Consider the following 24,845-nt stretch of genomic DNA (forward strand, 5'->3'; position numbering starts at 1 on the left):
GGCCAATGTTAAACTTAAGGACATAGATCTCTGGGCCAAGGAGAATCTATCTCCGAATCGGGTGGCTCTGCGTTCCAGAACACTCAATAATGCGAGTTAATTTTGGAACATAGAACTGAACACCCTATTTAATAATCATATTTTCTCCAATCTGCTGATATATCCATATTCCTCGTTGCTGTAAAAGTATAACTATGCAGACGATTAGTGTCAGAGAAGATCTTTATTGCCACTCCGGAATCCAGATAGAATCCGGTACAATAATAATGGGTTACACTATAATCACCTACGATTTCATCTCCTTCAGCATAAATAGTTATCTCTTCACCATATTTTACAGTCTTCGTTTGTGTAGAATATGAAAGACTGCCTGCACTGAATCCTACTTTCCCTTTCCCTCCGGAAACGCCACCGGCACTGGAATACAATTTGATGGTAACTTGTGAGGGAGCACCATCAGGGTTTGCTTGCCCACTAAACGCTGCACATATATGTGTTCCACGAAGGTAGTCTATGTCTTGGTCAATAAGTATCGGACTGCTGCTGAATAATTTACCATTTTGGTACCAACCGATAAACTCCCCGTTTCCTGTTGATGTTGCGTATATCCTTTCCGGGAGATAACCATACTCATCCTCATATATCTTGTATGTTCTAACAAGATATCCCCCTGAAACCCTTTCTTCCACTTCGCCATAATCCAGTTCACCTAACGAACCTCCACGTTCATCCAAGTTCTCATCAACAATGCTGACAGTTAAGATGGGAGAAGATGGTACAGTAGCGGTGAATTTGGCTGTTAGAGTTCTGTTAGATTTATTGACGATTTGTATTAACTTTGTTGTCGGTTATAAAGTATTTATAGATGTTATGGAATTAAAGAATGTGTATGAACTAATCCAAGAAAGACTGAAAGTGATTTTTAAAGAGTTCGACAATATATACATTTCCTTTTCAGGTGGAAAGGATAGTGGAGTGTTGCTGAATTTATGTCTGGACTATATGCATAGGAACCGGCTGCAACGAAGAATTGGAGTGTTCCATATGGACTATGAGATACAGTACCACATGACCATTGACTATGTAGACCGGGTATTGGAGGCAAACAAGGATATGCTGGACGTGTACCACGTCTGCGTGCCGTTCCGTGTGACGACCTGCACCTCCATGTACCAGAACTACTGGCGTCCCTGGGACGAAGCGAAAAAGGAAACGTGGGTCAGAGAGATGCCGGAGGACGCAATGACTGTAAACGATTTCCCTTTCTATAACCGCAGGATGTGGGACTATGAATTTCAGACAGAGTTTTCCCGTTGGCTCCATCAACGGAAAGCTGCACAACGTACCTGCTGTCTGGTGGGCATACGTACCCAGGAAAGCTATAATCGCTGGCGGGCTATATATGGAAAAAACAAAGAGTGTTATAAAGGATATGAATGAAGCACCCGGATAGATGATGAGATATACAACCTCTATCCCCTCTATGACTGGAAAACGGAGGATATATGGATTGCCAACGGCAAGTTCCGATGGGATTACAATAAACTATACGACCTCTACTATCAAGCCGGGGTAAGCCTTGACCGGCAACGGGTGGCAAGTCCGTTCATCAGTGAGGCCATCGAGAGCCTTGCCTTGTATAAAGTCATTGACCCCAACACTTGGGGACGGATGATAGGACGTGTAAACGGAGTCGGCTTTACCGGACTTTACGGCAATACCCGTGCTGCAGGAAGGAGAGAGATACGTCTGCCGGATGGATATACCTGGAAGTCATTCATGGAATTCCTGCTCTCGACCCTGCCGGAACACACCCGGAAAAGATACCAGGCCAAGCTGGAAACCAGTATCAAATTCTGGAAGGAAAAGGGTGGAGTGCTCAGTGAGGAAGTCATACAGAAGCTGAAAGACCGCAACATCCCCATCCAGGTGGGTGACAGCACCAACTATAGGACAGACAAGAAGCCGGTACGGATGGACTACCTGGACGACATCGACATAGAGGAGTTCCGGGATATTCCCACCTATAGGCGTATGTGTATATGCATTCTGCGCAACGACCACACCTGCAAGTATATGGGGTTCGCTCTGACCAAGGAGGAGAACAAAATGAAGAGCAACGCCTTGAAAAAATACAAAGGTATTTTATAAATGCACTATGATACCTAACCTTCAAACATAAAAAAAAGCCCTGACAGAAGCCGGGACCACTTATAAAAAAATGATAAATAGAGAACTACTACAACAGCAAAAGTAATGTGTTTCCTTTAACAAGTTATAACACATAGATGATGTGGATACGTGTATTGAAATAGACACATCTAAGTATTCTCCTATAATAAAATTATAAAGTTGGGATTATGAAATATTTGTAGTACTTTTGTATTGTTTCATAAGCTTACAGCCGTAATATTTACGGCTGTAAGTTTTAATGGCAAGGCTGATTAATTGATAAAAACAAAAGAAATGAAGTTTTACAATAGAGAAAAAGAACTTGAGGCTCTAAATAAAGTAAGAGAATTGTCTTTTAATGAACATTCCATGTTTACAGTCCTTACAGGTAGACGTAGGATAGGCAAGACTAGCCTTATTAGAAAGAGTTGTAATAATACTCCTACTGTCTATCTATTTGTATCTAGGAGTAATGAAGCATTATTATGCCAAAGTTTCGCTGAGGAGATCAGAACTGCCCTTAATATATTCGTACCAGACGGTATAATATCTTTTGCTAATCTAACGTGAGTTCGAAATAAGAATAAATATATTTTTCTGATAATTAGAAACATAGCGATAAAAGTATTAAATTTATAGTGCTGAATATAACATTTAAACGATTACCGCTATGTTTCCAAAGTCTAAAGTTACGGAGATTTATTGTATGGCCGATGATTTTTGCAAGGAATTTAGATTGCAACAGGAAAAATATATGATTAAGGATAAGAAGACCAGGCATCGTAACAAGCCCAACCGTATGAGTGATGCTGAGATTATGGTTATTCTTATCCTGTTTCACTCCGGTGGTTTCCGCTGTTTCAAGCATTACTATAAGGAATATGTCTGTAGACATCTGAAACACCTTTTTCCGCGTCAGGTTTCCTATAACCGTTTTGTGGAACTGGAGAAGGAAGTATTGCTTCCCATGACCATCTTCATCAAAAAAGTACTGTTGGGAAACTGTACCGGTATCAGTTTTGTTGACTCCACTCCTTTACGTGTTTGTCGTAACCAAAGAATCCTTATTCATAAGACATTTGAGGAACTTGCCGAACGTGGAAAATGTTCAATGGGATGGTTCTTCGGATTCAAGCTGCATCTGATAATCAATGACAAGGGTGAGGTTCTCAATTTTATGTTCACGCCTGGAAACGTGGATGACCGGGAACCGTTGAAGCAGGGTAAGTTTCTGGAGAACATCAAAGGAAAACTATATGCAGACAAAGGATATATTGGTCAGGCTCTGTTTGGGAACCTTTTCCTTGATGGTATACAGCTTGTCACTAAAGTTAAAAATAATATGAAGAATTCACTGATGAGTATTGCCGACAAGATTTTGCTAAGAAAAAGGACCTTGATTGAAACGGTCAATGACGAACTGAAGAACATTGCGCAGAGCGAACATTCCAGACACCGTTCATTCAGTAACCTTATAGCCAACTCTTTGTCGGCTATCGCAGCATACTGTTGTTTTGAAAAGAAGCCCGCCATTGACGTAAATTTTGTCAATGATGGACAACTTCTATTTTCTAATTTTATTTCGACTCACGTTAATAATATGATAAAAACATGAATAAGTTCCGCCCACTCCTGTTCTTATTGACGACATTATTGCTTTTGCTCCCTGCCAATGCATCCCAACACTCCAATTTTTATTTTAGAAGTTTAGGAGTTGAAGACGGTTTATCTCAAAACATGGTATATGCCATTTTGCAGGACCGCCAAGGTTTCATGTGGTTTGGTACACAAAATGGATTGAACCGTTATGACGGCAACTCTTTCAAAGTATACAAAAGAAATATTTCTGATGAAAAAGGCCTGAAAAGTGATGCCATCTTCTCTTTAGCCGAAGACACAGATGGAATATTGTGGATAGGTACGGACATGGGGGTATTTCTGTATAATCCCGTCTTTGACAGTTGTACCAACTTGTCAATGAAAACAGAGAAGGGCCTGTCTATTACCGGTACCGTACGTGCCATAGTACGTGATAAAGAAGGGAACATGTGGTTAGGAGGATCAGAAAAAGGTATTTTTTGCGTAACCCCTCAAAAAGAAATACGGTTTTATCCATTAAACCACTACCTGGAGAAAGGACAAGGAATACGTAGTTTCTGTTTCGACATGGATGGCAATCTCTGGATTGCCACTTACCAGCAAGGAATCTTAAAATTAAACATCTCGACTGGAGAAACATCTCAAATCCTGATTAGTGACATGGACAAAAACACTTCAGGAAACGACGTCAACCATCTATGTATACTTGATTCCGAAACATTACTTGTAAGCACCGTAAGCCACGGCTTATTAAAGCTTAATCTGCGCAACAAGGAATTCACCGAATTACTGGCTAAAGATGAAAATGGAAAGCCTCTGTTCGTACGGTATGTGTGCATAGATAAAAACGCCCATTTATGGATAGGTACAGAAAACGGCCTATACATTTATTCCACCCAGACCGGCTGTGTGGAGCATTTCCAACATATATTCAATGATTCCTACTCACTTTCCGACAATGCCATTCATTTCATCTATCAGGACAAGGAAGGAGGAATGTGGTTAGGAACCTTCTTTGGCGGAGTGAATTATTTTGCAGAGTCTTATGCCAGGTTCGAGAAATATTATCCTATTACCGGCAGTCATTCTATCAGCGGTAAAAGTATCAGCGAATTCTGCGAAGACGAGAAAGGGAACGTCTGGATTGGCACTGAAGACGGAGGCCTGAACTGCTTTAACCCGCTCAACAGGACCTTTACACAAGGATATCTCTCCGCCGACAACATACATGCCCTTCTATGTGATAAGGATAATCTTTGGATAGGCTCTTTCTCCGAAGGTTTGTTTGTGCTGAACTTGAAGGACAAGAGAATAAAGAATTACCAGAGCGCTTTATCGGAAAAGACCTTGAGTGACGACAATATCTATTCTATTTATAAGGATTATACCGGTATCATCTGGGTCGGGACAATGACGGGGTTACACCGTTATGCACCCGAAACAGACAATTTCGTACGTGTCTGTGAAGATAATATATTTTCACAAGTAAACGATATTCTGGAAGATTTCGATGGTGTCCTGTGGTTTGCGACTTTAGGACAAGGGCTGTTCTCTTACGACAGGAAACAAGACAAATGGGAGCACTATCCAACAGTAGTAAAGACAGATGCGACTCGTGGAAAAATGGCAATTTGCCTTTTGGAAGACCAAAGACATCACTTATGGATTGGGACAGAAGGAGCAGGTATGATTCGTTACGACAAACAGTCCCGTTCTTTCACCAATCATTTCTCCATGAATGAAGGATTGCCCAATAATGTCATTTACCAATTGCAAGAAGATGCCAACGGATATATCTGGGGAAGTACAAACAAAGGGTTATTCCGGTTAGAGTTGCCGACGGGCAAAGTAAAGACCTATACTCATGCGGATGGCTTATTGGGAGATCAGTTCAACTATAAGTCCGGTTTCGTAAGCCAATCTGGCAAGATGTATTTTGGAGGAGTAAAAGGATTCATTGTTTTTGAGGCAGACAAATTGGAGTCTTCCTTGATGCCTCCCAATGTGGTTTTCAACAGTTTCCAGGTAGACAATGTAGAAGTTCCTGTGGGGGGGGAGAATGCTTTGCTGGAATGCTCCATTGCTTACACCCAATCCATTACACTGCCTCATGACCAATCTATTTTCAGCATTGGTTTCACCGCATTGAACTATGCTTCTCCACAAGAAATGCAATATGCCTATAGACTGGAAGGATGGGATCAAGAATGGATTTATGTGAGCCAAGCACATCAAGCCACCTATTCCAATCTTCCTTCCGGGGAATATACATTCTGTGTGAAAGCAACCAACAGCAACAGTACATCGAATGAGACCGTTGCATGCATGAAGATTCGTATCCTTCCGCCGTTTTACTTGACGGTATGGGCCTATATCGCCTATGCCATCCTCATTGTGCTGATTGTATTCTACGCAATAAGGAGCTATATCACACGGCTGCAAAGACGCAGTGCCAAAGCCATAGAACTGCTGCAACGCAAGAAAGAGAAAGAATTATACAATGCCAAGATTAACTTCTTCACCAATATAACCCATGAAATAAGAACCCCACTCAGCTTGATAAAAGCTCCACTGGAAGAAGTAATAAAAGAAGTAAAGGTATCGGATTCATGTTATGAGAACCTGTCTATTATTCAAAGAAATACCAATCGGCTGTTGAAACTGGTCAATGAACTGTTGGATTTCCGTAAAGCCGAAGCCAAGGATTTGCAATTGAATTTTACACATACGGATGTGGTCGCCATTATCCGAGATACCATCGGGCGATTTACTCCGGCTGCAAAGTTGCAGAATATTGTTTTTCAAGAATATATATCCATCGAAAGGCTGATGGTCGATATAGATGCAGAGATGTTGACCAAGATACTGAGCAACCTCTTCAGTAATGCTTTGAAACATGCCGCTTCCTTTATAAAGGTTTGTCTGGAAAGTGGCACAGACAATTTCAACTTAACAATAATAAACGACGGTGACCATATCCCACCGGAACAAACAGAACGTATCTTTGAGCCGTTTGTGAAATTGGATGAAAACAGCATGGGCACCGGTATCGGTCTGCCACTAACCCGCACGCTGATTGAGGCTCACAAGGGACAGATATTCGTAGATATCAATAACAGCAATGTAGCTTTCGTCATTATCTTGCCTATCCGACAAGAAATATCCATTACTCTAAAAGAAGATAACAAAGAAACTGTGAAAGAAGAGCAAGGGAAACCGGTGGATACGATTGCTTTACCTAATTCAGAGCATAAAAACGTGGTGCTTTTCGTAGAAGACAATCAAGAATTCCAAGATTTTATGAGCAATCAACTCAAAGAAAATTATCTGGTACTAAAAGCCGGCAATGGAGTGGATGCATTACGAATATTAGGAGAACAGAACATAGACCTGATAATAAGTGATGTAATGATGCCCGTAATGGATGGAATGGCTTTGTGTAAAGAAATAAAGGAAAATCTTCGCTATAGCCACATACCCATCATCTTGCTGACGGCGAGAACAGACTTACAGACACAACTGGACGGGTTGAAAATCGGTGCCGATGAATACATAACCAAACCATATTCCATAGATTACCTGAAAGCACGCATTGAAAATCTGCTTGAAAACAGAAAGAAGATACGTGAATCGTACAAGTACTCCCCCGAATCGACGATAGAAGTCATAGCCCACTCCAAAGCCGACGAGGACTTCCTTAACAAACTGGTGGAAACCATCCACGCCCATCTGAATGAAGTGAACCTGGATGTAGACGCCTTGGCCTTAATGATGAATATGAGCCGTGCCACATTATATCGTAAAGTAAAGAGTATTTCCGAATTGACTCCCAATGATTTCATTCGTTTGATTCGCCTTAAAAAAGCGGCAGAACTGTTAAGAAACAAAGAATATCGTATCAATGAGATAGCATTCATTGTAGGCTTTAATTCTTCATCCTATTTTTCCAAATGCTTCTATAAGCAGTTCGGTGTATTGCCCAAGGATTTTGAACGCAGCAAATAATATATACTGAAGTTTCGCAAGTTGCCTTTGCGTTATCAAGACTATCCCAATTCCCCTCCTCCCGGGAGGAGGAGAGATGAGATACTACTGTTTGTCAATAATATGAGAAACTTGCGAAACTTAAAATATATATTCATAATGAAATTCGGACAGAGGATATCCTGAAAGCCGAAATGAGACGATATTCCTATTTCATTGATACAATATTCACTTTTTTCCTCTTTGATATGATTTTCCCTTTTTTTGATACGAATTCATCAACACGACCACAGTGAATTACTTATTTTTGCTTCCATAAAAATCAATTAATATTTGTTCAACCTAACAACTAATAGCATGAAAAGAAACTATTGGCTATGTAAAACATTCCTGTTGATGACAATAGGATTATATCCCGTTGCAATAACAGCATTCGCCAATACTGATGAACTTTCTGTTACAAGTATCCAGCAACAGAAGTCCATACCGGTATCTGGTACAGTCGAGGACAATAATGGAGTACCTCTGCCAGGGGTCAATATTATGGTAAAAGGAACCACAAACGGTACCATCACTGATGAAAACGGTAAATTCAGGCTGACCGTTCCTGCCGGTTCCAATTTAGTAATCACTTACATCGGCTATACCACGCAAGAGGTGAAAGCCAAGCAGAATCTGAAAGTGACTTTGATGGAGAACAACGAGTTGCTTTCGGAAGTAATTGTAACCGGAGTGGCTCGAGGCACCTCACGAGAAAAATTATCCTTCAGCGTTGAGAAAGTACAAAAAACGGCACTTAAAGAAGTAACCGGAACCTCAGTTGCCACCACTTTGTCCGGAAAGATGCCAGGTATCAAGGTATTGCCCACTACAGGTAATCCAAATGACGAGCCCATCATCCAATTGCGTGGCGCCATCTCATTCGCCAGCACAGACCAACCGTTGATTATAGTAGACGGCATCGTAACCGCGGGCTCACTTAAAGACATCAACATGGAAGATGTTGAGAACATCGAAGTCATCAAAGGTGCAGCTGCCGCATCATTCTACGGAGCAAAAGCGGCTGCCGGCGTCGTATCAATCACTACCAAACGCGGCAGCAGTCTGGAAAACGGCCAAGTGGACGTAACTTTCAAGTCTGAAGTAGGCACAAGCTGGATTGGTTTCGTTCCCGAAAGGACAACTGCCCACGGACATGTAGTGGACGACAACGGCAACATCACCTCTGCTATTGAGAACGATGGAATTTGGGACAACAAATACGATATGTCCCACGATGCCTATGACGACTTCTTCGTGCCCCGCCTCTTCTCATCCAATACATTCGGCCTTACAGGACGTTCAAAGAGTGGCGATATCAATTATTACGCCTCCATTCAGAACACCAAGAATCCCGGTATCGTGAGATTGCTGAAAGGAGTGAACCGCACCAGTTTCCGTGCAAACATGGATGCCAAGCTTTCGGACAAACTCATGCTGTCCACATCCAACATGTACGTACGCTCTCACAGCGACAACCGTAACATCAGTTTCGATGACATTTTCTATGCCGATCCTAACGCCGACTTCACTGCCGACAACATAGACGGCACGCCATACAAAATCAATCCGAACGTTGTGTCAACCCGCAACAATGCCAATCCTCTGTACACTTTTGCCAATTCACGTGCCGAAAGTAATTCAAACAGATTCTTAGGGGCATACGCCCTGCGCTATCAGCCCTTTGAATGGCTCAGCCTGAATGCCAACTACAGCATTGACTTCAGCCATTCCCAAAGCTATAGCCTGAAGCCTAAAGGTAACCTGAAAGTATCATCTCCTGATGGGACAGACCGGGAACTGGGCTCCATCTCCACCAGCTCATCGAACGACTTCAAGCACAACCTCGAAGCAGGAGCATTGTTTACAAAGAAATTCAACGACTTCAATACTTCCTTGAAGCTGCAATATCTGTACGAAGACGACAAGTATGAATCAGTGTATGGCGGAGGTTCAAGACTGGCCGTATCGGGCATGGACAATATATCCCTTGAATTGGCCGACCCCACCACATTGGATATAAACTCCTACGGGCGCCGGATCGTTTCCAACAGTTACACTGCCGTATTCCAAGGGGACTATAAAGACACTTATATGATTGATGCCTTGGTCCGCAGAGACGGAGCATCCGTCATTGGTGACGACAACATGTGGAACACCTACTACCGCATCTCGGGTGCATGGAACATTGCCAAGACTTTCGCTATCCCCCACATAGACATACTGAAACCCAGAATCTCATACGGTACCGCAGGTATCCTTCCCGCCTATGGCGCCAAATACGAGACTTACAACATGAACGCAGGTTCACTGTATGGAGCCTCGCAAATGGGAAACACCAAACTGAAGGCCGCTTTGTCGCAAGAGCTCGAAGTGGGACTTGACGTCCGGTTCATGAAACGTTTCGATTTGGCATTGACCTATTCGCATAAACGCAATACAGACCTTCCCTACGTGATGGCGGTATCGGGCATCACAGGATTCGCTTACCAGAACATCAATCTTGGAGAGTTCTTCGTGCAAAGCTATGAGGCTACCTTGAACGCCAACCTCATCCAGAAGAAAAACATGTCTTGGGATGTGACCTTGACATGGGACAAAATGCATCAGAAAGTAGGTGAATTAGGCAGGCCGAACTTCACTTCAGGTAACTTGTACATCAACTCCAACGAAACCTACGGAAAACTCTTCGGAACGAAATTTGCCACTTCACTTGACGAGGTAAGAACCCACAAGGACATCAAACCCGGACAAACGGCAGAAGACGTATTCACAATCAACAATTACGGCTATGTAGTACGCAAAGACAGAGTAGGTACGACTGAAGAAGCCCACATGTATGTATTGGACGAAAAAGGTAACAACAAGAAGGTCTATCTGGGGAACATGAACCCTGACTTCAACATGAATATGACCAATACACTCACTTGGAAAAACCTGACATTCTATTTCACCATGTCATGGCAACAAGGAGGCCTCCTGTTCAACAATACGAAGATGTATATGAGTTTTGCAGGTCGCAACGCCAAGCTTTGGGACCAGTCTGAAAAACCATGGGTACAGCGTAAGTCGTATAACTATACGAACCAGCATCCTACCGAATCTTTCATGGAAGAAGCCACATTCCTGAAGATGAGGGAGATGGCACTCAACTATCGTTTTACAAGGAATCAACTGGCAAGCATAGGACTCGATTTCCTCAAAGGAGTAAAGGTAGGAGTTATCGGGCGTAACCTGTTTACCCTCACAAACTTCTCCGGACCGGACCCCGAAACCCGTACCATTGAAGGCGGTGTGCTGAACGGAATCGAGACTCCCAAATACCCATCAGACATAAGAACCGTAACAGGAACCATATCCATTGACTTCTAATAAAAAATAAGTATATATCATGAAAACGAAAGTATATCTATTGTCATTATTGGCAGTGTTCTTTACTTCCTGCGACAGCTACTTCTCGGGAATGGACATAAAGAACGAATATTCACCGGACATCAATACGGTGATGAGTGACGCAAACCAATATCCTTCACTGCTGTCCGGAGTATGCAGTTCCTACTGGAGCGCCTTGCTAGGATGGGGCAACGAAGCCATCTGGCCTCTGGGAACCGTATCCGACCAATACGCCCCGGGAGCGGGCAACTTTAACCTGAAAACCTGGTCGTACTATGATGGTTTTGATAAACCCGAAATAGACAATTCGAACGAGGATTCTACTTTTCCCAAAGCTATATGGTATGATTTCTACGGCATGATTAACACCCTAAAGAACATACTGGCAGCCATTGACAACGGGGTAGTTTATACGGAAGGCGGGCAGGATGCCACCTACAAGATATTGGCAAACACCTATTTCCTGATGGGTACATGCTATACGGAAATGGCCCTGCTGTTTGACCAGTGCTTCCTGATTACCGAAACCACAGATGTAATCTCTATCACCGGCGAAAGTCTGGTACCGGCTAGCAGCGTACAATCCGCAGCTTTGGATTATCTGGACAAGTGCATAAGCATCTGCGAAGAAAAAGGCGACTTCGCTAATTTGAGCGGAATGTTCCCGAACAACACAATGGCAACCGGAGGCAAGCTAAAGCAGTTGGCCAACTTCATGGCAGCCCGTTGTCTTGCTTATTTTCCACGTAACAAAGAGGAAGCGGCTACCGTAGATTGGAACAAGGTATTGGGTTATGCAAAGAACGGACTTGCAGAAGACATCATAGCAACTTTGCCCAACAACGACTACGAACAATGGACATTGGTACAAAACGCAGCTCCTACAGGCGGATGGGTCAGAATCGGCATGCGCATCCTAAAAATGATGTGTCCTAATGACGCAAATGCCAAATGGCCACTTCCCAGAGACTTTGGCAGCACAGCAACTCTGCCGGAACTCAAAAGCCCTGACCACCGCCTATTGACGGACTTTATCTATACACCGGAACACAAGTCCCCTTCAGGTACAAGTTTTACGGGATATACCAATTACAGCCCTTATTCCCTGAACCGTTTCAATGACTATGCAACTGACGGTAACGGAGATGAATTCCTTTTCACAAAGGTGGAATCAGACCTCATCTATGCCGAAGCCTTGCTGAACACGGGCAAGACGAACGAAGCCGTTACCTTGATTAACGTGACACGGGAAGGACGAGGCCATTTGAAGGACATCACACCGGCCTCTGCTGCAGAAGAGATAATAAAAGCCCTCTATTATGAGAGATTCATAGAATGTGGCTTCCCCTACCCTGCAACCTCCTTCTATGACAGAAGAAGGACCCCGGTCGATGAATACCAACTCACAACCCGCTCTTTCAGGCAGTTGCCGGTTCCTTGCTATGAGTTGAAGACTTATGATTTAGAGAGTTATACATTCGGCGGTGAGAAAGACGCCAATTCAAAATATAAATTCTAAGAACAATGAAAACGTATATCTATAAAACATTTGCAGTACTTCTGGCATTATTGCCCATTTCTTGTGACAGAAGCGGCGTTTGGGAAGAGTTTCAAGGAAATATTCCATGGGGGCTCTGTGTAGTGGCCGTAGCCGACGAGAACCATACCGAACCCATCAGCGGCGCCACGGTAGAAATATATAAGACGGAAGCCGACAGAGACAACGGTTCCAATGTATATCTGACCAAGCAAACCAACGGAAAAGGGGAAGCGCTTTTTACACTGGAAGAATTTGACAAATCCCATCAAGGCGCAGAACAGTTGAAAGGCAATTACTATCTGAAAGTTACCAAAGGAAACACCACCGCAGTTGCCACCACCCGTTACTTGTTAATGAACAGTGGGACTACTTATCATTGGGTGACATTGGAATAAAAATTTCAATCTACATGAGGGCATACTTTCATAAGTATGCCCTATATACATTCTATCAAAATTATTCTCTTTAAGAAAAACAATATGCTGAAAAAATCTTTTTTTATCACAGTTTTTGTACTACTATTTATGACTACCGCAAAAGCGCAAAATATAGAAAACGACCTCTATCTGAATAACCGTGCCCCATTATTGAAGAAAAACTATATGGAACTTCCTTTAGGAGCCGTTCGTCCGGAAGGATGGCTGAAAGAGCAAATGCAACGCATGTGCGACGGCATGACCGGACATCTGGATGAATTATACGAGAAAGTGATGGGAGCACGTAACGGATGGCTAGGCGGCGACGGTGACGTATGGGAACGCGGGCCATACTGGATTGACGGGTTGTTGCCACTAGCCTACATCATGGACGACACCAAGCTGAAGATGAAAGTACAGCCTTGGATTGAATGGGCGCTGCAAAGCCAGCAAGCCGATGGCTATTTCGGTCCGGATACAGACAGAGAACCTGAAGCAGGATTGCAACGTAACAATGCCAAAGACTGGTGGCCTAAGATGGTGGTTCTGAAATTCTTGAAACAGTATTATGATGCCACCGGGGACGAACGTGTGATTCCATTCATGACCCGTTACTTTAAATACCAGTTAAAACAGCTGAATATCACACCACTGAACCATTGGACATATTGGGGGAAGATGCGTGGCGGAGACAACCTGTTGGTCATATATTGGTTATACAATATTACCGGTGAGAAATTCTTGCTGGAACTTGGCGACTTGGTCACCGAGCAAACTGCCGATTGGACGGGCGAATTCCTCAAAAGAGACATGATGAACAGCTTGTTCAGCGTGCACTGCGTGAATCTGGCGCAGGGCATCAAGCAACCTGTCATCCGCTATCAGGCAACCAAAGACCGTTCTCACATGGATGCCATCGACATGGGCTACAAAGACTTGATGAGAACCCATGGATGGCCTATCGGGCTTTATGGTGGAGACGAGCTGTTACATACGGGGAATCCCACTCAAGGCTCGGAGTTATGTACCACTGTCGAGATGATGTTTTCCTTGGAAAAAATGGTCGAGATTACCGGACGCACGGATTGGGCCGACTGGCTGGAACGAATCACATTCAATGCACTGCCCACACAGATTACCGACAATTTCGATGCCAGGCAGTATTATCAACAATTGAACCAAGTACAGATATCACGCCAAGACCGTAACTTCGTAACCTGCTATAACGGTACCGACCAACTGTTCGGGCTGCTGACAGGATATCCTTGCTGCACCTCGAACCTGCATCAAGGCTGGCCGAAGTTCACGCGCAACCTGTGGTTTGCCACTGAAGACCGAGGACTGGCTGCCCTATTCTACTCACCATCCAGCGTAACGGCCAAAGTAGGGAATGGAACCAATGTACAGATAACGGAAAATACAAGCTATCCTTTTGAAGGAAATATCCGTTTCAAACTGTCCATATTAGACCGGAAAACGAAAAAAGTGGCCTTCCCACTGCACTTGCGCGTCCCGCACTGGTGCAAGGAAGCCGTTGTAAAAGTAAACGACCGGAAATGGGGAAAAGCCGCCGCCGGCTCTATCATCAAAGTCTATCGGGAATGGACATCCAATGATGTTGTAGAACTGGAAATGCCGATGGACATCAAGGTTTCTCGCTGGTATGAACGTTCTGCCGTTATAGAACGGGGACCATTGGTATATGCACTCAAAATAGGTGAAAGCTGGAAAAAGGTGCAGGATGACCGGAAGTTTGGCAAACACTACGGCGACTGGTACTATGAAGTGTACCCGACTATGGCGTGGAATTACTGCTTACCCGAAGAGGCGCTAAAAGCCGAAAAACTAACGGAAGCGTTCAAGGTTGTCAAGAAAAACGTACAAGGTTATCCTTGGAACTTGGAAAATGCACCTATAGAAATCCACACCCAAGGAAAACGGATGAAGGAATGGCAGATGTACAACGGTTCCGCGGGCCCATTGCCCTACAGCACCCAATACCAAGTAGAGACCTCACCGCTTGAAGACATTGTGCTTGTCCCCTACGGTTGCACCACCTTGCGCATTACAGAATTCCCCGTTACAAGAAAATAATAACGAACAAATACTTTGAAATCATGAAAATACGTAATCTCATCTCAGGATGTATTCTGTCAATGCTGGTATTGCCATCATGCCAGAACAGCACCATAAAAAAAGAGCCACAGCCGCTCACCCCCGTCTCATTCGAGGAGGTAACCCTGCAAGATCAGTTCTGGCTCCCTCGTTTGAGAACCCAAAAGCATACTTTGGTACCCTTCTCGTTAGAGAAGACACAGCCTGTTGTGGAAAACCTACGCCGGACTGCCGCTTATCTCAAGAGCGGAAAAGAGGAAAATCTGCTTAACCTGCCGCGCTATGTAGCATCCGACCTGTTTAAAGTCATGGAGGGAGCCGCCTATCTGCTCAAGATAGAGAAAGATGCCGAACTGGAAAAGCAGATGGATGAGATTATTGACATCATTGCCGATGCCCAGTGTCCGGACGGTTATTTATACGAATTGTTCACCGTATCTCCCTCCATGCGCAAGCTTGGTTGGGGAGCAGGTGACAAGCCATACTCTTTCGTGATACACAGTCACGAGCTTTATAACATGGGACACATGTATGAAGGTGCCGTTGCATACTATCGTGCAACAGGAAAACGGAAATGGCTGGATGTAGCGGAAAAAAGCGCGCAACACATCAACAGAGTGTTTTTTGAAGGAGACCCCAATTACAATGACGGTAACCCTATGAACCAAGCCCCCGGTCATGAGGAGATAGAACTGGCTCTAGTCAAATTGTATCAGGTTACAGAAAATCCCCTTTATCTGGAGATGGCAAAAAAGTTTATTGACATACGTGGAGTGACCTACAAACCGGACGGAAGCGGAATCATGTCTGCAAGCTACAGCCAACAACATCTGCCGGCACGCGAACAACGCAGTGCAGAAGGGCACTCCGTACGGGCCATGTACCTTTACTCCGGCATGGCAGACATTGTTGCAACCAAAGGAGACACTACCCTCATACCGGCACTGGAAAGTATCTGGCATGACATTGTAGACAAAAAGATGCACATCAACGGGGGGCTGGGCGCAGTACCCGGTATCGAAGGATTCGGACCGGAATATGTACTGCCCAACAAAAATACATACGACGAGACATGTGCAGCCGTAGGCAACGTATTCTTCAATTATCGCATGTTCCTTGCCTCCGGAGATGCCAAATACGTAGATGTTGCCGAAGTGGCCTTATACAATAATGTGTTGGCAGGCGTAAATATCCAAGGCAACCGTTTCTTCTATGTCAACGTGCTGGAGGCTGACGGGAAAAAAGCCTTCAACCACGGCAGGGCCGGACGTTCTCCATGGTTCGGAACCGCATGTTGCCCCTCGAATATGGCACGCCTGATACCTCAGGTTCCCGGTATGATTTATTCACATGCCGACAATGATATCTATTGTGCCCTTTACGCCAGCAGTTCTGCCGAGGTTCCTTTGAAAACCGGTCGAATCAAACTGAAACAGCAGACAGATTATCCTTTTGACGGAACCATCGAAATGGAGATAGAGCCGGAAAATGACGGAACCGAATTTACACTATGGCTACGCATCCCTACATGGAGCACAGACCGTTTTGTTCCGGGAGAGCTTTACAGCTATGCTGATAACATCTCGACCGACGCATCCTTATATATAAACGGGAAACAAGCCAAAACAAAATCCATAGACGGATATGTGCCGGTGAAGCGTAAATGGAATAAGGGTGACAAGGTAGTGTTACAACTGCCCATGCCCATACGATACTCAAGTGCAGACGAACGTGTAGAAGCAGACCGCGACCGAATCTGCATCACGCGCGGCCCCTTGGTATATTGCGCCGAACAGCCCGACAACGAACATCCCGCATCCAACTACATCATCAGCCAAATCGGTAAAGAGGGCCGTATAGAGGCATTCGCCGACGGTATTCTCAAGGGAATTCCCCGTATCTCGCTGAATGCTTCGGCCATAGAAGGCGAAACCGAGCTCCCTGCCACACTTACACTGATTCCCTATTATGCCTGGAACAACCGTGGGGATAATGTCACCATGAATGTATGGTTTGCCCGCCATGCGGAAACTGCGGCCAAGGAAATGATTCGCACGGTAGACAACATAGCAGATGTCAGTGCCACACATACCAACGGGAGCGATGACGTCTATGCCATTGCCGACGGGCAGTTCCCGAAAAGTTCATCCGACAACAGTATCATCCGTTGGACCAGTTGGCCCCAAAAAGGTACAGCACAACAAGTGGAGATTAAATTGAAGAAAGAATCGGACGTTGAGAGCGTGTCCGTATATTGGTACGACGACCAGGGAGGGGTGCAAGTGCCTGCCTCCTGGGATATGGAATATCAAGCCAACGGGCAGTGGAACAAGTTCAGACTATATTCTACCGACCACTATGGCATCCTGCCCGACCAGTTCAACATGGTACATCCTGCGGAAGCCATCAAAGCCGATGCCCTGCGCCTCCACATAAAGCCGAAACCGGACTCGGCCGTAGGCATATTGGAAGTCGTTATAGAATAATTATCAGGCAAGAGTTATGAAACCGAACTACATATCATCATTTGTTCGCTCCGTCCACCGGAAATCCGTCCGGCTATTGATAGTTGCAGTACTCACCAGCCTTTTTTGTGAAAGTTGCGGCCGGCCCGGCAGGGTATTGGTTCTGTCGTCCGACTATACGGAACAGGCTGAAACCGACTCTTTGTTACAAATCATCCGCAAGGCAGGAAAACAAGTGGCGGTAGTGCCCATTGAAGAATTGACCCCTGAAAGGCTCGAGAAAGTCGAGACTGTGGTCTATCACCGCCCGGACAGCAGCGAAACAGACGATACGGAGAAAAGGCTGAAGGCCTGCCTGGTGCCATTCGTCAAGGGCGGTGGCAGCCTCATGCTTTCCATGGAAGCCGTAAGGTTGCTGAATCTTTGGGAAATAGAGCCGCAACCGGTGGAAGTGGAATATCAGGATGCCAGCGACCACGGCTTCGGGCGTGCCGTAGGCTTTCACGGTTACCGTGAGCATCCCATTTATGAGGGCCTGTTCGGAGGGGCATACGTGTGGAAGGCATGGGAAGACCATAAAGCACGGACACTCGGCTTCTCGGGGCGGAATGTCCCCCGGGCAGAGTCTGCCAAAGTGCTGGGCATTAACTGGGCATACATCCGCTATCATGAGAACAGGAAAGTCATCTGGGAGACGCCCGTAGGGAAAGGCAAAATCCTGGCCATAGGCGGCTATCTCTATTTCTCGATGGCCAATGCCAACCGCTCCACACTGCTAATGTTCATGAATAATGTCATAGACTATCTGAGCGGTGACCACAGCAGGTTCAAATCCAAACAGAAGTACTGGGTATATGACAGCATACATACCCAGAAGGTGGACTTCCCGGATTATAAAATCACGCTGAAGGAGGAACCGGACTGGGAACCCCAGGAATCGCCGCTGAGAACCGTGCGCAAAGCCGACAAGCGCCACTTCTGGAACGTAGCCGGCCAGCAGATATTGGCCATGGGCAGGGAACAAGGCAGTATCGAGGAGATCTGGATTCATCCGATAATGGTGCTTCGCGACTTGTCTGTCGGCATCAAGTACAAGCAGCGTGAGGAGGTTGTGTGGCTAGACAAGCAGGCGTCTCAAATCACGCGTTCTCCCGATTACCTGGAAAGGGAGTATCTGCTGGAGAAAGGCAGATTCCGGGAAATCATCCAGGCCTCGCCCGAGAATCCGCTGATGGCCATCAACTACCGTTGGGATGCCCCCGATGTGGAGCACGTATACGTCACATACACCAGCAACCTGAGGCTTATGTGGCCCTATTCCCTGAACTCTACAGGCACGCTTTTCTACGCAACCGCGCAAAACGGCGCCGTGACCACCGTATTCGACCGTGAACGTAACTTAAACCTTCTGGCTGCCTTCGACCATGAGCCCACGTCATACGAAGAGGGCATGTATGATTTTTCGCACAGGGAAATCCGGGAATTCAACCGGATTCCGGCAAAACACAAACAAGTATCTTTCTTATATACATTTGCCGGAACCCCCGGCAGGCTGAACCTTTATTTAAGCGGCGGAGAAAGCGGCATCCGGCAATCCGCAGAGTTATTGAACGCCACCATGGGCAGGTCTCGGGAAGTCCATGAGGCGTCGAGAACCCATTACCGGAATTTCGATAAAGACTTCCTGAGTATCCGGAGCAGTGATTCTGTTTTTAACCAAGCCTATCAGTGGGCACTTGTCTCTGTCGACAAATTTTTCTGCCATACCCCCTCTCTTGGCAAGTCGATGATGTCCGGTTACTGGACTACTTCGCGCGGCTGGAATGGAGGACATGCCGTGAGCGGACGTCCCGGATATGCCTGGTACTTCGGCAGAGATACGGGATGGACGGGAATTGCCATGACTGCCTATGGAGACTACGAAAAGGTAAAGGAAGTTCTGACTACATTCGGCAAACACCAAAGTCCGGATGGGAAAGTTTATCATGAGCTCACCACCAGCGGTTCTGTCCACTACGACGCTTCGGATGCTACTCCGCTCTATCTTGTATTGGCAGGCAACTACTTGCGCAAGAGCGGAGACGTTGCTTTCATCAGGTCGCAATGGCCGCACATCAAGAAGGCTTTGTCATTCTGCTACTCCACAGATACGGACAGAGACGGGCTCATAGAGAACACCAATGTGGGGCATGGATGGCAGGAAGGATGGCAGCTGTATGGGGCACATACGGAGGTTTATCTGGCTGCCGTGTGGACGCAAGCGCTCAAGGAGTGTGCATACATGGCTGCCGCGCTTGAAGACAAAGAGACGGAACTGCGGTGTACGAACGACATGCGTATGTGCCACCGCCTCATTAACGAGAATTTCTGGAACGACTCCCTGCAGTTCTTCAATCACGGCTTGATGAGAGACGGTACGTATCAGGAGCACAAATGCGTGCTGGGAGGTACTCCGGTATTGTTCGGCCTGGCCGACCACCGGAAGGCGCTGGCAACCGCCCGCCATTTCTCCGACAAGTATTATTCCACGGACTGGGGAGTGCGAATGGTGGGATACGACAGCCCTTTCTTTGCCCTGGGAGGATATACTTACGGGAATATATGGCCTTTCCATACGGGGTGTGCGGCACTGGCAGAGTATCGGGCAGGGCTCTGTTACCAGGGCTTCAGGCATGCTTACTCTTCTTTGCGGTTGTTCGACACTTGGGACTACGGCAATATTGCAGAAGTCATCTTAGGCAACAAATTGAGTTTTACCGGCATCTGTCCGCACCAGCAATGGTCGAGCAGCATGAATCTCCTGCCACTGTACGAGGGTATGCTCGGCATGAAATCGGATGCCATAAAGGACAGTCTGTCATTGGCTCCGGCCTTTCCTGCCGACTGGACATTTGCCCACGTGCGAAACATACGCACGGCAGAGCGGCGAATGGGGCTGGACTATGAAAGGGAAGACAGCCTGTACAGGTATGTGATAACCAATGAAAGCCGAAAGCCGACAAGCATGGAGTTCGCCGCCATATTGCCTTTGGCCACCGAGGTAGAGCAGGTATATATCGACGGGGAAGCCGTCCCTTATCAGCTAACGACAGATGTACAGAATGTCCGTGTCTCCCTCAATCCGCTCAGGATTGGTGAGAAGAAGGAGATAAGCATAAAGTACAGAGGAGGCATAGGTGTGCTGACGAACCTGCCCACTCTTTATGACGGCATACCGGACGAAGGTTTAAGGATAGAAAGGGAAAGCTACGACCCGGGAAGCCAGACCTATACCTTGAAAGTGGCCGGAAAAAGAGGGAAATCGTATGACATACAATTGCTGGCACTCTCCGAAATAGCGGAAGCTGCAGGAGCCACTTTCGTGGAGCGGAAAGGGAAGCTGGTCACCTATAAAGTGGAATTCGCCGGCAAAGGGGAAGAGGACTTTGCGGATGCCACCATAGAATTGAGGTTGGGCAGCCCCTGCAGTTCCACGCTTCATCCTTTCTAAGAGAATCGGCAAGCGCCACTACACTGAACGCAGGCAGCTGCCGCAGCCAATACAGCAGTTGCCTGCCACTATATATAACCTACACCTACAAAAGCTACTTTCATCTATTACTTGTTCTTTCAGAAGTTTAGAGGTTATCATCAAGCCTTAATTTGAAGCAATGATTTCCGTTTATAGAGATACATTTTCAATTCTCAGAAGCTAAAACATGGTATTCCCATCCTGTGTTGGCACCGTCCCTTTTGACCTCGGTGCCGGTCAACATCTCCTGATATTCAACATATTTCCTTAGCCTGATGAATCCGGTGCAGTCCAGGTCACGATATTTGTTGCGCAACAATCTTTCCTTGAGTGCCTTACAATTCGAGGGTGTCACATATTTCCGTAGGTTTCCCAATATGGTTTCAAAGCATTTTGAAGCCAACGTGCGACTTCGGAGAATGAAAGACCTTTACAAGACGATTACCTACGTAGTCCATGATTCTGCCGGTATAAGCTACCCGCATGAAACCGAAGTCAAAATCTCCTTCTGTCCAGAGATTGTACTTCCTAAGTATATCCATTCTTTCGTCCATAACCTAAACTTTAGTTGCAAAGATAACAATTTTCGGTTATAAACGGGCATTTCCATCAATTCTTTCGTCCATAACCTAAGAAGTTTGCAAAAAAGGCAATAATTTCGATTATAAACGAAAGATTCATTTAGACAAGCAAGGAAGATACTTCCTTTCCGCATCCCCCTTTATCGGCCGGATATTCCCTCTATAGAATCATCATTGTTACATCTATACTTCCACCGCGCTGCATCTATACTTCCACCGTGCTGCATCTATAGATGCAGCAAATCCCTTAACCTATCCTAATAATGCTGCTTATTGTCACCTATTTAGAAGCGAAATCATTATATTTGCGCCCATATATGCCAGTACGTTGACTAAGCGATGGCAAAACAGCTGCTGAAACAATAAGAGAGACAGAGAGGGAACTTCCGGCTCATTGCTCAAGCCACGGTAAACATATTATTTTTTGTTTGATGCTCAAATTAGTTTTAAGTCTTTTGCTACCCGGCACGCCTCAATAGAGTTTTTCACTTGAAGTTTGCCTAAAATTTCCTGTCTGTGCCGACTAACTGTATTTATGCTGATAGAAAGTGTTTCGGCTATTTTCTTACTTGTCAGCCCTTTGTCAATGAGGCTCAATACCTGCTTTTCTCTGACGGACAGAATCCTTGTGCTGTCCTGTTTGCCAATTTCTGTCATTTGACCGTTAGCTGAATTGATTATCAGGCATTTGGCTGGAATATCAAACAGTAAAGGGCTATAAAGGCATAAAGCCAGCCACAGCGTGTCGTTAGAAGGGGCAGAAACATAGAACATCCGATGCAATACTGATATATAATTATTTTTGCCGTGCTTCATACGAAGTTTGCTTATCAGATAATAATCAGTGCGTTTGCTCTTGGGCTGGTGTTTGACAAAATGGAAAAAACACAATTCTTGTAAGTGCTTCCCTGCCAAATCGTCAGGATGAATGAGCTTGAAGATTTCTTTTTCCCAAATGGAAGACACCTTGCCCTCGTCTCCGCATTTATCTATTTCCAGCATTCGGGAAAAACTACCATAATAAATGTAACTCATATTGGTACGTATATCACTCAATACGGCTACCGCACTCTCCATCCGTGCATAGTTGCGCGCTATATCCTTATACTTGTCCAGCAACTCGGAGTATGGTTGTTCTTCCGCAAAATCCTGTGTGAAAAACTCCTTGCTCAATATATCGATTGTGTCCATAGCCAGAAATAAAAATGGTTATTTATAATCATTGTGCAGTATATAACAATACCCTACCTTTGCAAAGGTAAAAAAACTAAATGGTTGTTTATGATAAGTGAGAAGGAAAAGTGCCGGCAAGGAAAACTGTACGATGCCAATAATGATGCGGAATTGATAGCCGAAAGGCAGGCATGCAAGGCATTGTGCCATGAATATAATCATCTACTGCCATCGGAAACGAAACGCAGGGAAGATATTATTGTCAGTCTATTCGGAAAATCGGGGCATAGTTTCCTGATAGAACAGCCGTTCTTCTGTGATTATGGTTATAATATAGAGATTGGCGAAAATTTTTATGCCAATGTGAACTGTGTTATTTTGGACGAAGCAAAAGTTAAGTTCGGTGATAATGTGTTCATTGCTCCGGGTTGTGGGTTTTATACCGCCGGACATCCTCTTGATGTGGAGCAAAGAAATCGTGGACTTGAATATGCACGGCCGATTAGCATAGGCAATAATGTATGGATAGGAGCGCACGTTTGCGTCTTACCGGGAGTTATGATAGGCGACAACTGTGTCATCGGTGCGGGAAGTGTGGTAAATAAAGATATTCCGGCAGGAACATTGGCAGTCGGGAATCCTTGCCGTGTTATTCGAAAATTATAACATTAACAATATATTGAAAAATGAAAAAGTTACTATTGAGTGGAATGATGATTGCCGCTTCATTTACCTGCATGGCGCAATCATTGGAAAAGATGCAATGGTTCAATGAACCTGAACAATGGAAAATTGAAAACAATTCGCTTTCGATGAATGTTACTCCCCAGACTGATTATTGGCGTATATCCCACTATGGATTTACTGTGGATGATGCCCCGTTTCTGTACACATTGCGTGGCGGGGAATTTGAAGTGAAGGTAAAAATATCTGGCGATTACAAGACCCGTTTCGACCAGTCGGGACTGATGTTGCGCATCGACCACGAGAACTATATCAAGGCCGGTATTGAGTTCGTGGACGGGAAATATAATCTTAGTACCGTTGTAACTCATCATACAAGTGACTGGAGCATTATATCTTTGGATAAGCCCGTCCCGTTTGTATGGATTAAGGCGGTACGCCGACTGGATGCCGTAGAGATTTTCTATTCTTTTGATGATAAGGAATACACGATGATGCGCAACGCTTGGCTGCAAGACAATCATCCCGTCATGGTAGGGATAATGGGAGCTTGCCCTGACGGTAACGGTTTCAAAGCCAAATTTGAGAATTTCTCAATTAAGCATTTGCCAGATTTGCGCAGGGTTGAATGGCTAAAGAAAAACTAAATATCAAAAACAACAAGCATTGCCGTCCACTCCGGACACCGTTCCTTCAGTAACTTCATAGCCAATTCATTGTCGGCTATTGCAGCATACTGCTTTTTTGAAAAGAAACCCGTCATTGATGCAAATCTTATCAATGACGGGCAATTTTGCATTTTCTAATTGTATATCGAATTCCTTTAGATGCTGTGGCACCTATTGATTCAACATTTACAGGAATACAGATGGAGGTCAATACTGTACAATCAGAAATAAGCTTTATCATTACATTTGCCTTCTATCGATTTCAAAAGAGAGTTATTTTCAATAATTACAGTTTTCAAAGAAGCACAGTAAGGCTTTCTTTCGTCCATAATCTAAAAAGGCTGCAAAGAAGATACTGTTTTCGGTTATAAACGAAAAGTCCATTCAGGGCAAGCAAAGTGGACACTTCCTTTTTGCATCCCCTCCATTATCGGCCGGATATTCCCTCTATAGAATCATCATTCCCTTAACCTATCCTAATAATCCACCTTGCTGTCACTCATTT

13 protein-coding genes and 3 pseudogenes are annotated in these 24,845 nt (G+C 45.1%); 13 read left to right on the forward strand and 3 right to left on the reverse strand.

All coding sequences use genetic code 11. The features are described 5' to 3' along the window. Positions 1-128: 128 nt before the first annotated feature. Entirely contained in the window at positions 129-734 is a 606-nt protein-coding gene (locus HU824_RS04130; protein ID WP_255260462.1) for a hypothetical protein, read from the reverse strand. Between the two features lie 136 nt (positions 735-870). Between HU824_RS04130 and HU824_RS04135 the strand changes: the two are divergent. The 10 genes and pseudogenes from HU824_RS04135 to HU824_RS04175 all read left to right on the forward strand — a co-directional run bounded on the left by HU824_RS04135 (position 871) and on the right by HU824_RS04175 (position 21,213). Beyond that, positions 871-2,151, forward strand: a pseudogene (locus HU824_RS04135) (DUF3440 domain-containing protein). A gap of 315 nt (positions 2,152-2,466) precedes the next feature. Beyond that, a pseudogene (locus HU824_RS19650) lies at positions 2,467-2,736 on the forward strand (ATP-binding protein); the annotation flags it as partial. 106 nt (positions 2,737-2,842) lie between these two features. Further along, complete coding sequence (locus HU824_RS04140; RefSeq protein WP_176468178.1) at positions 2,843-3,787, forward strand: IS982 family transposase; 945 nt, start codon at positions 2,843-2,845, stop codon at positions 3,785-3,787. Next, positions 3,784-7,776 (forward strand): two-component regulator propeller domain-containing protein, encoded by a 3,993-nt coding sequence (locus HU824_RS19490; protein ID WP_255260463.1) that lies wholly within the window; start codon positions 3,784-3,786, stop codon positions 7,774-7,776. Before HU824_RS04140 ends, HU824_RS19490 begins: the two co-directional genes overlap by 4 nt. Positions 7,777-8,151: 375 nt before the next feature. Continuing rightward, positions 8,152-11,166: a SusC/RagA family TonB-linked outer membrane protein gene (locus tag HU824_RS04150; protein ID WP_176468179.1), complete on the forward strand. Its 3,015-nt coding sequence runs from the start codon at positions 8,152-8,154 to the stop codon at positions 11,164-11,166. Positions 11,167-11,185: 19 nt separating this feature from the next. Next, the gene (locus tag HU824_RS04155; RefSeq protein WP_176468180.1) at positions 11,186-12,706 is read left to right on the forward strand and encodes a RagB/SusD family nutrient uptake outer membrane protein; all 1,521 of its coding nucleotides are present in this window, start codon (positions 11,186-11,188) and stop codon (positions 12,704-12,706) included. Positions 12,707-12,711: 5 nt separating this feature from the next. Beyond that, entirely contained in the window at positions 12,712-13,122 is a 411-nt protein-coding gene (locus tag HU824_RS04160; RefSeq protein WP_176468181.1) for a hypothetical protein, read from the forward strand. A gap of 129 nt (positions 13,123-13,251) precedes the next feature. Then, positions 13,252-15,237, forward strand: a complete 1,986-nt coding sequence (locus HU824_RS04165; protein WP_255260464.1) for a beta-L-arabinofuranosidase domain-containing protein — start codon at positions 13,252-13,254, stop codon at positions 15,235-15,237. 23 nt (positions 15,238-15,260) lie between these two features. Continuing rightward, a complete protein-coding gene (locus tag HU824_RS04170; RefSeq protein WP_176468183.1) occupies positions 15,261-17,744 on the forward strand; it encodes a glycoside hydrolase family 127 protein in 2,484 nt (827 codons plus the stop codon). A 16-nt stretch (positions 17,745-17,760) separates the two neighbouring features. Further along, the gene (locus HU824_RS04175; RefSeq protein WP_176468184.1) at positions 17,761-21,213 is read left to right on the forward strand and encodes an amylo-alpha-1,6-glucosidase; all 3,453 of its coding nucleotides are present in this window, start codon (positions 17,761-17,763) and stop codon (positions 21,211-21,213) included. A gap of 404 nt (positions 21,214-21,617) precedes the next feature. Here HU824_RS04175 and HU824_RS04180 read toward each other — a convergent pair whose 3' ends face one another. Together HU824_RS04180 and HU824_RS04185 are read right to left on the reverse strand one after the other, a co-directional pair. Then, the gene (locus HU824_RS04180) at positions 21,618-21,788 is read right to left on the reverse strand and encodes a hypothetical protein (protein WP_255260465.1); all 171 of its coding nucleotides are present in this window, start codon (positions 21,786-21,788) and stop codon (positions 21,618-21,620) included. Between the two features lie 462 nt (positions 21,789-22,250). Further along, positions 22,251-23,006 (reverse strand): response regulator transcription factor, encoded by a 756-nt coding sequence (locus HU824_RS04185; RefSeq protein ID WP_176468185.1) that lies wholly within the window; start codon positions 23,004-23,006, stop codon positions 22,251-22,253. Positions 23,007-23,096: 90 nt separating this feature from the next. Here HU824_RS04185 and HU824_RS04190 point away from each other — a divergent pair, with 90 nt between their 5' ends. The 3 genes and pseudogenes from HU824_RS04190 to HU824_RS19655 all read left to right on the forward strand — a co-directional run. Then, complete coding sequence (locus HU824_RS04190; RefSeq protein ID WP_176468186.1) at positions 23,097-23,654, forward strand: sugar O-acetyltransferase; 558 nt, start codon at positions 23,097-23,099, stop codon at positions 23,652-23,654. 20 nt (positions 23,655-23,674) lie between these two features. After that, the gene (locus tag HU824_RS04195; RefSeq protein WP_176468187.1) at positions 23,675-24,319 is read left to right on the forward strand and encodes a DUF1349 domain-containing protein; all 645 of its coding nucleotides are present in this window, start codon (positions 23,675-23,677) and stop codon (positions 24,317-24,319) included. Positions 24,320-24,346: 27 nt separating this feature from the next. After that, positions 24,347-24,478 (forward strand): annotated as a pseudogene (locus HU824_RS19655) (IS982 family transposase); the annotation flags it as partial. Positions 24,479-24,845 lie beyond the last annotated feature (367 nt).

This window comes from Bacteroides sp. L10-4, assembly GCF_013373675.1.
Lineage (GTDB): Bacteria > Bacteroidota > Bacteroidia > Bacteroidales > Bacteroidaceae > Bacteroides > Bacteroides muris.

What these genes read in the sequence shown, in the direction of transcription:
- HU824_RS04160 (WP_176468181.1), top strand. Translation starts at nt 12,712, where the DNA reads ATGAAAACGTATATCTATAAAACATTTGCAGTACTTCTGGCATTATTG.
- HU824_RS04140 (WP_176468178.1), top strand. Translation starts at nt 2,843, where the DNA reads ATGTTTCCAAAGTCTAAAGTTACGGAGATTTATTGTATGGCCGATGAT.
- HU824_RS04165 (WP_255260464.1), top strand. Translation starts at nt 13,252, where the DNA reads ATGACTACCGCAAAAGCGCAAAATATAGAAAACGACCTCTATCTGAAT.
- HU824_RS04170 (WP_176468183.1), top strand. Translation starts at nt 15,261, where the DNA reads ATGAAAATACGTAATCTCATCTCAGGATGTATTCTGTCAATGCTGGTA.
- HU824_RS04185 (WP_176468185.1), bottom strand. Translation starts at nt 23,006, where the DNA reads ATGGACACAATCGATATATTGAGCAAGGAGTTTTTCACACAGGATTTT.
- HU824_RS19490 (WP_255260463.1), top strand. Translation starts at nt 3,784, where the DNA reads ATGAATAAGTTCCGCCCACTCCTGTTCTTATTGACGACATTATTGCTT.
- HU824_RS04195 (WP_176468187.1), top strand. Translation starts at nt 23,675, where the DNA reads ATGAAAAAGTTACTATTGAGTGGAATGATGATTGCCGCTTCATTTACC.
- HU824_RS04155 (WP_176468180.1), top strand. Translation starts at nt 11,186, where the DNA reads ATGAAAACGAAAGTATATCTATTGTCATTATTGGCAGTGTTCTTTACT.
- HU824_RS04190 (WP_176468186.1), top strand. Translation starts at nt 23,097, where the DNA reads ATGATAAGTGAGAAGGAAAAGTGCCGGCAAGGAAAACTGTACGATGCC.
- HU824_RS04175 (WP_176468184.1), top strand. Translation starts at nt 17,761, where the DNA reads ATGAAACCGAACTACATATCATCATTTGTTCGCTCCGTCCACCGGAAA.
- HU824_RS04180 (WP_255260465.1), bottom strand. Translation starts at nt 21,788, where the DNA reads ATGGACGAAAGAATGGATATACTTAGGAAGTACAATCTCTGGACAGAA.
- HU824_RS04150 (WP_176468179.1), top strand. Translation starts at nt 8,152, where the DNA reads ATGACAATAGGATTATATCCCGTTGCAATAACAGCATTCGCCAATACT.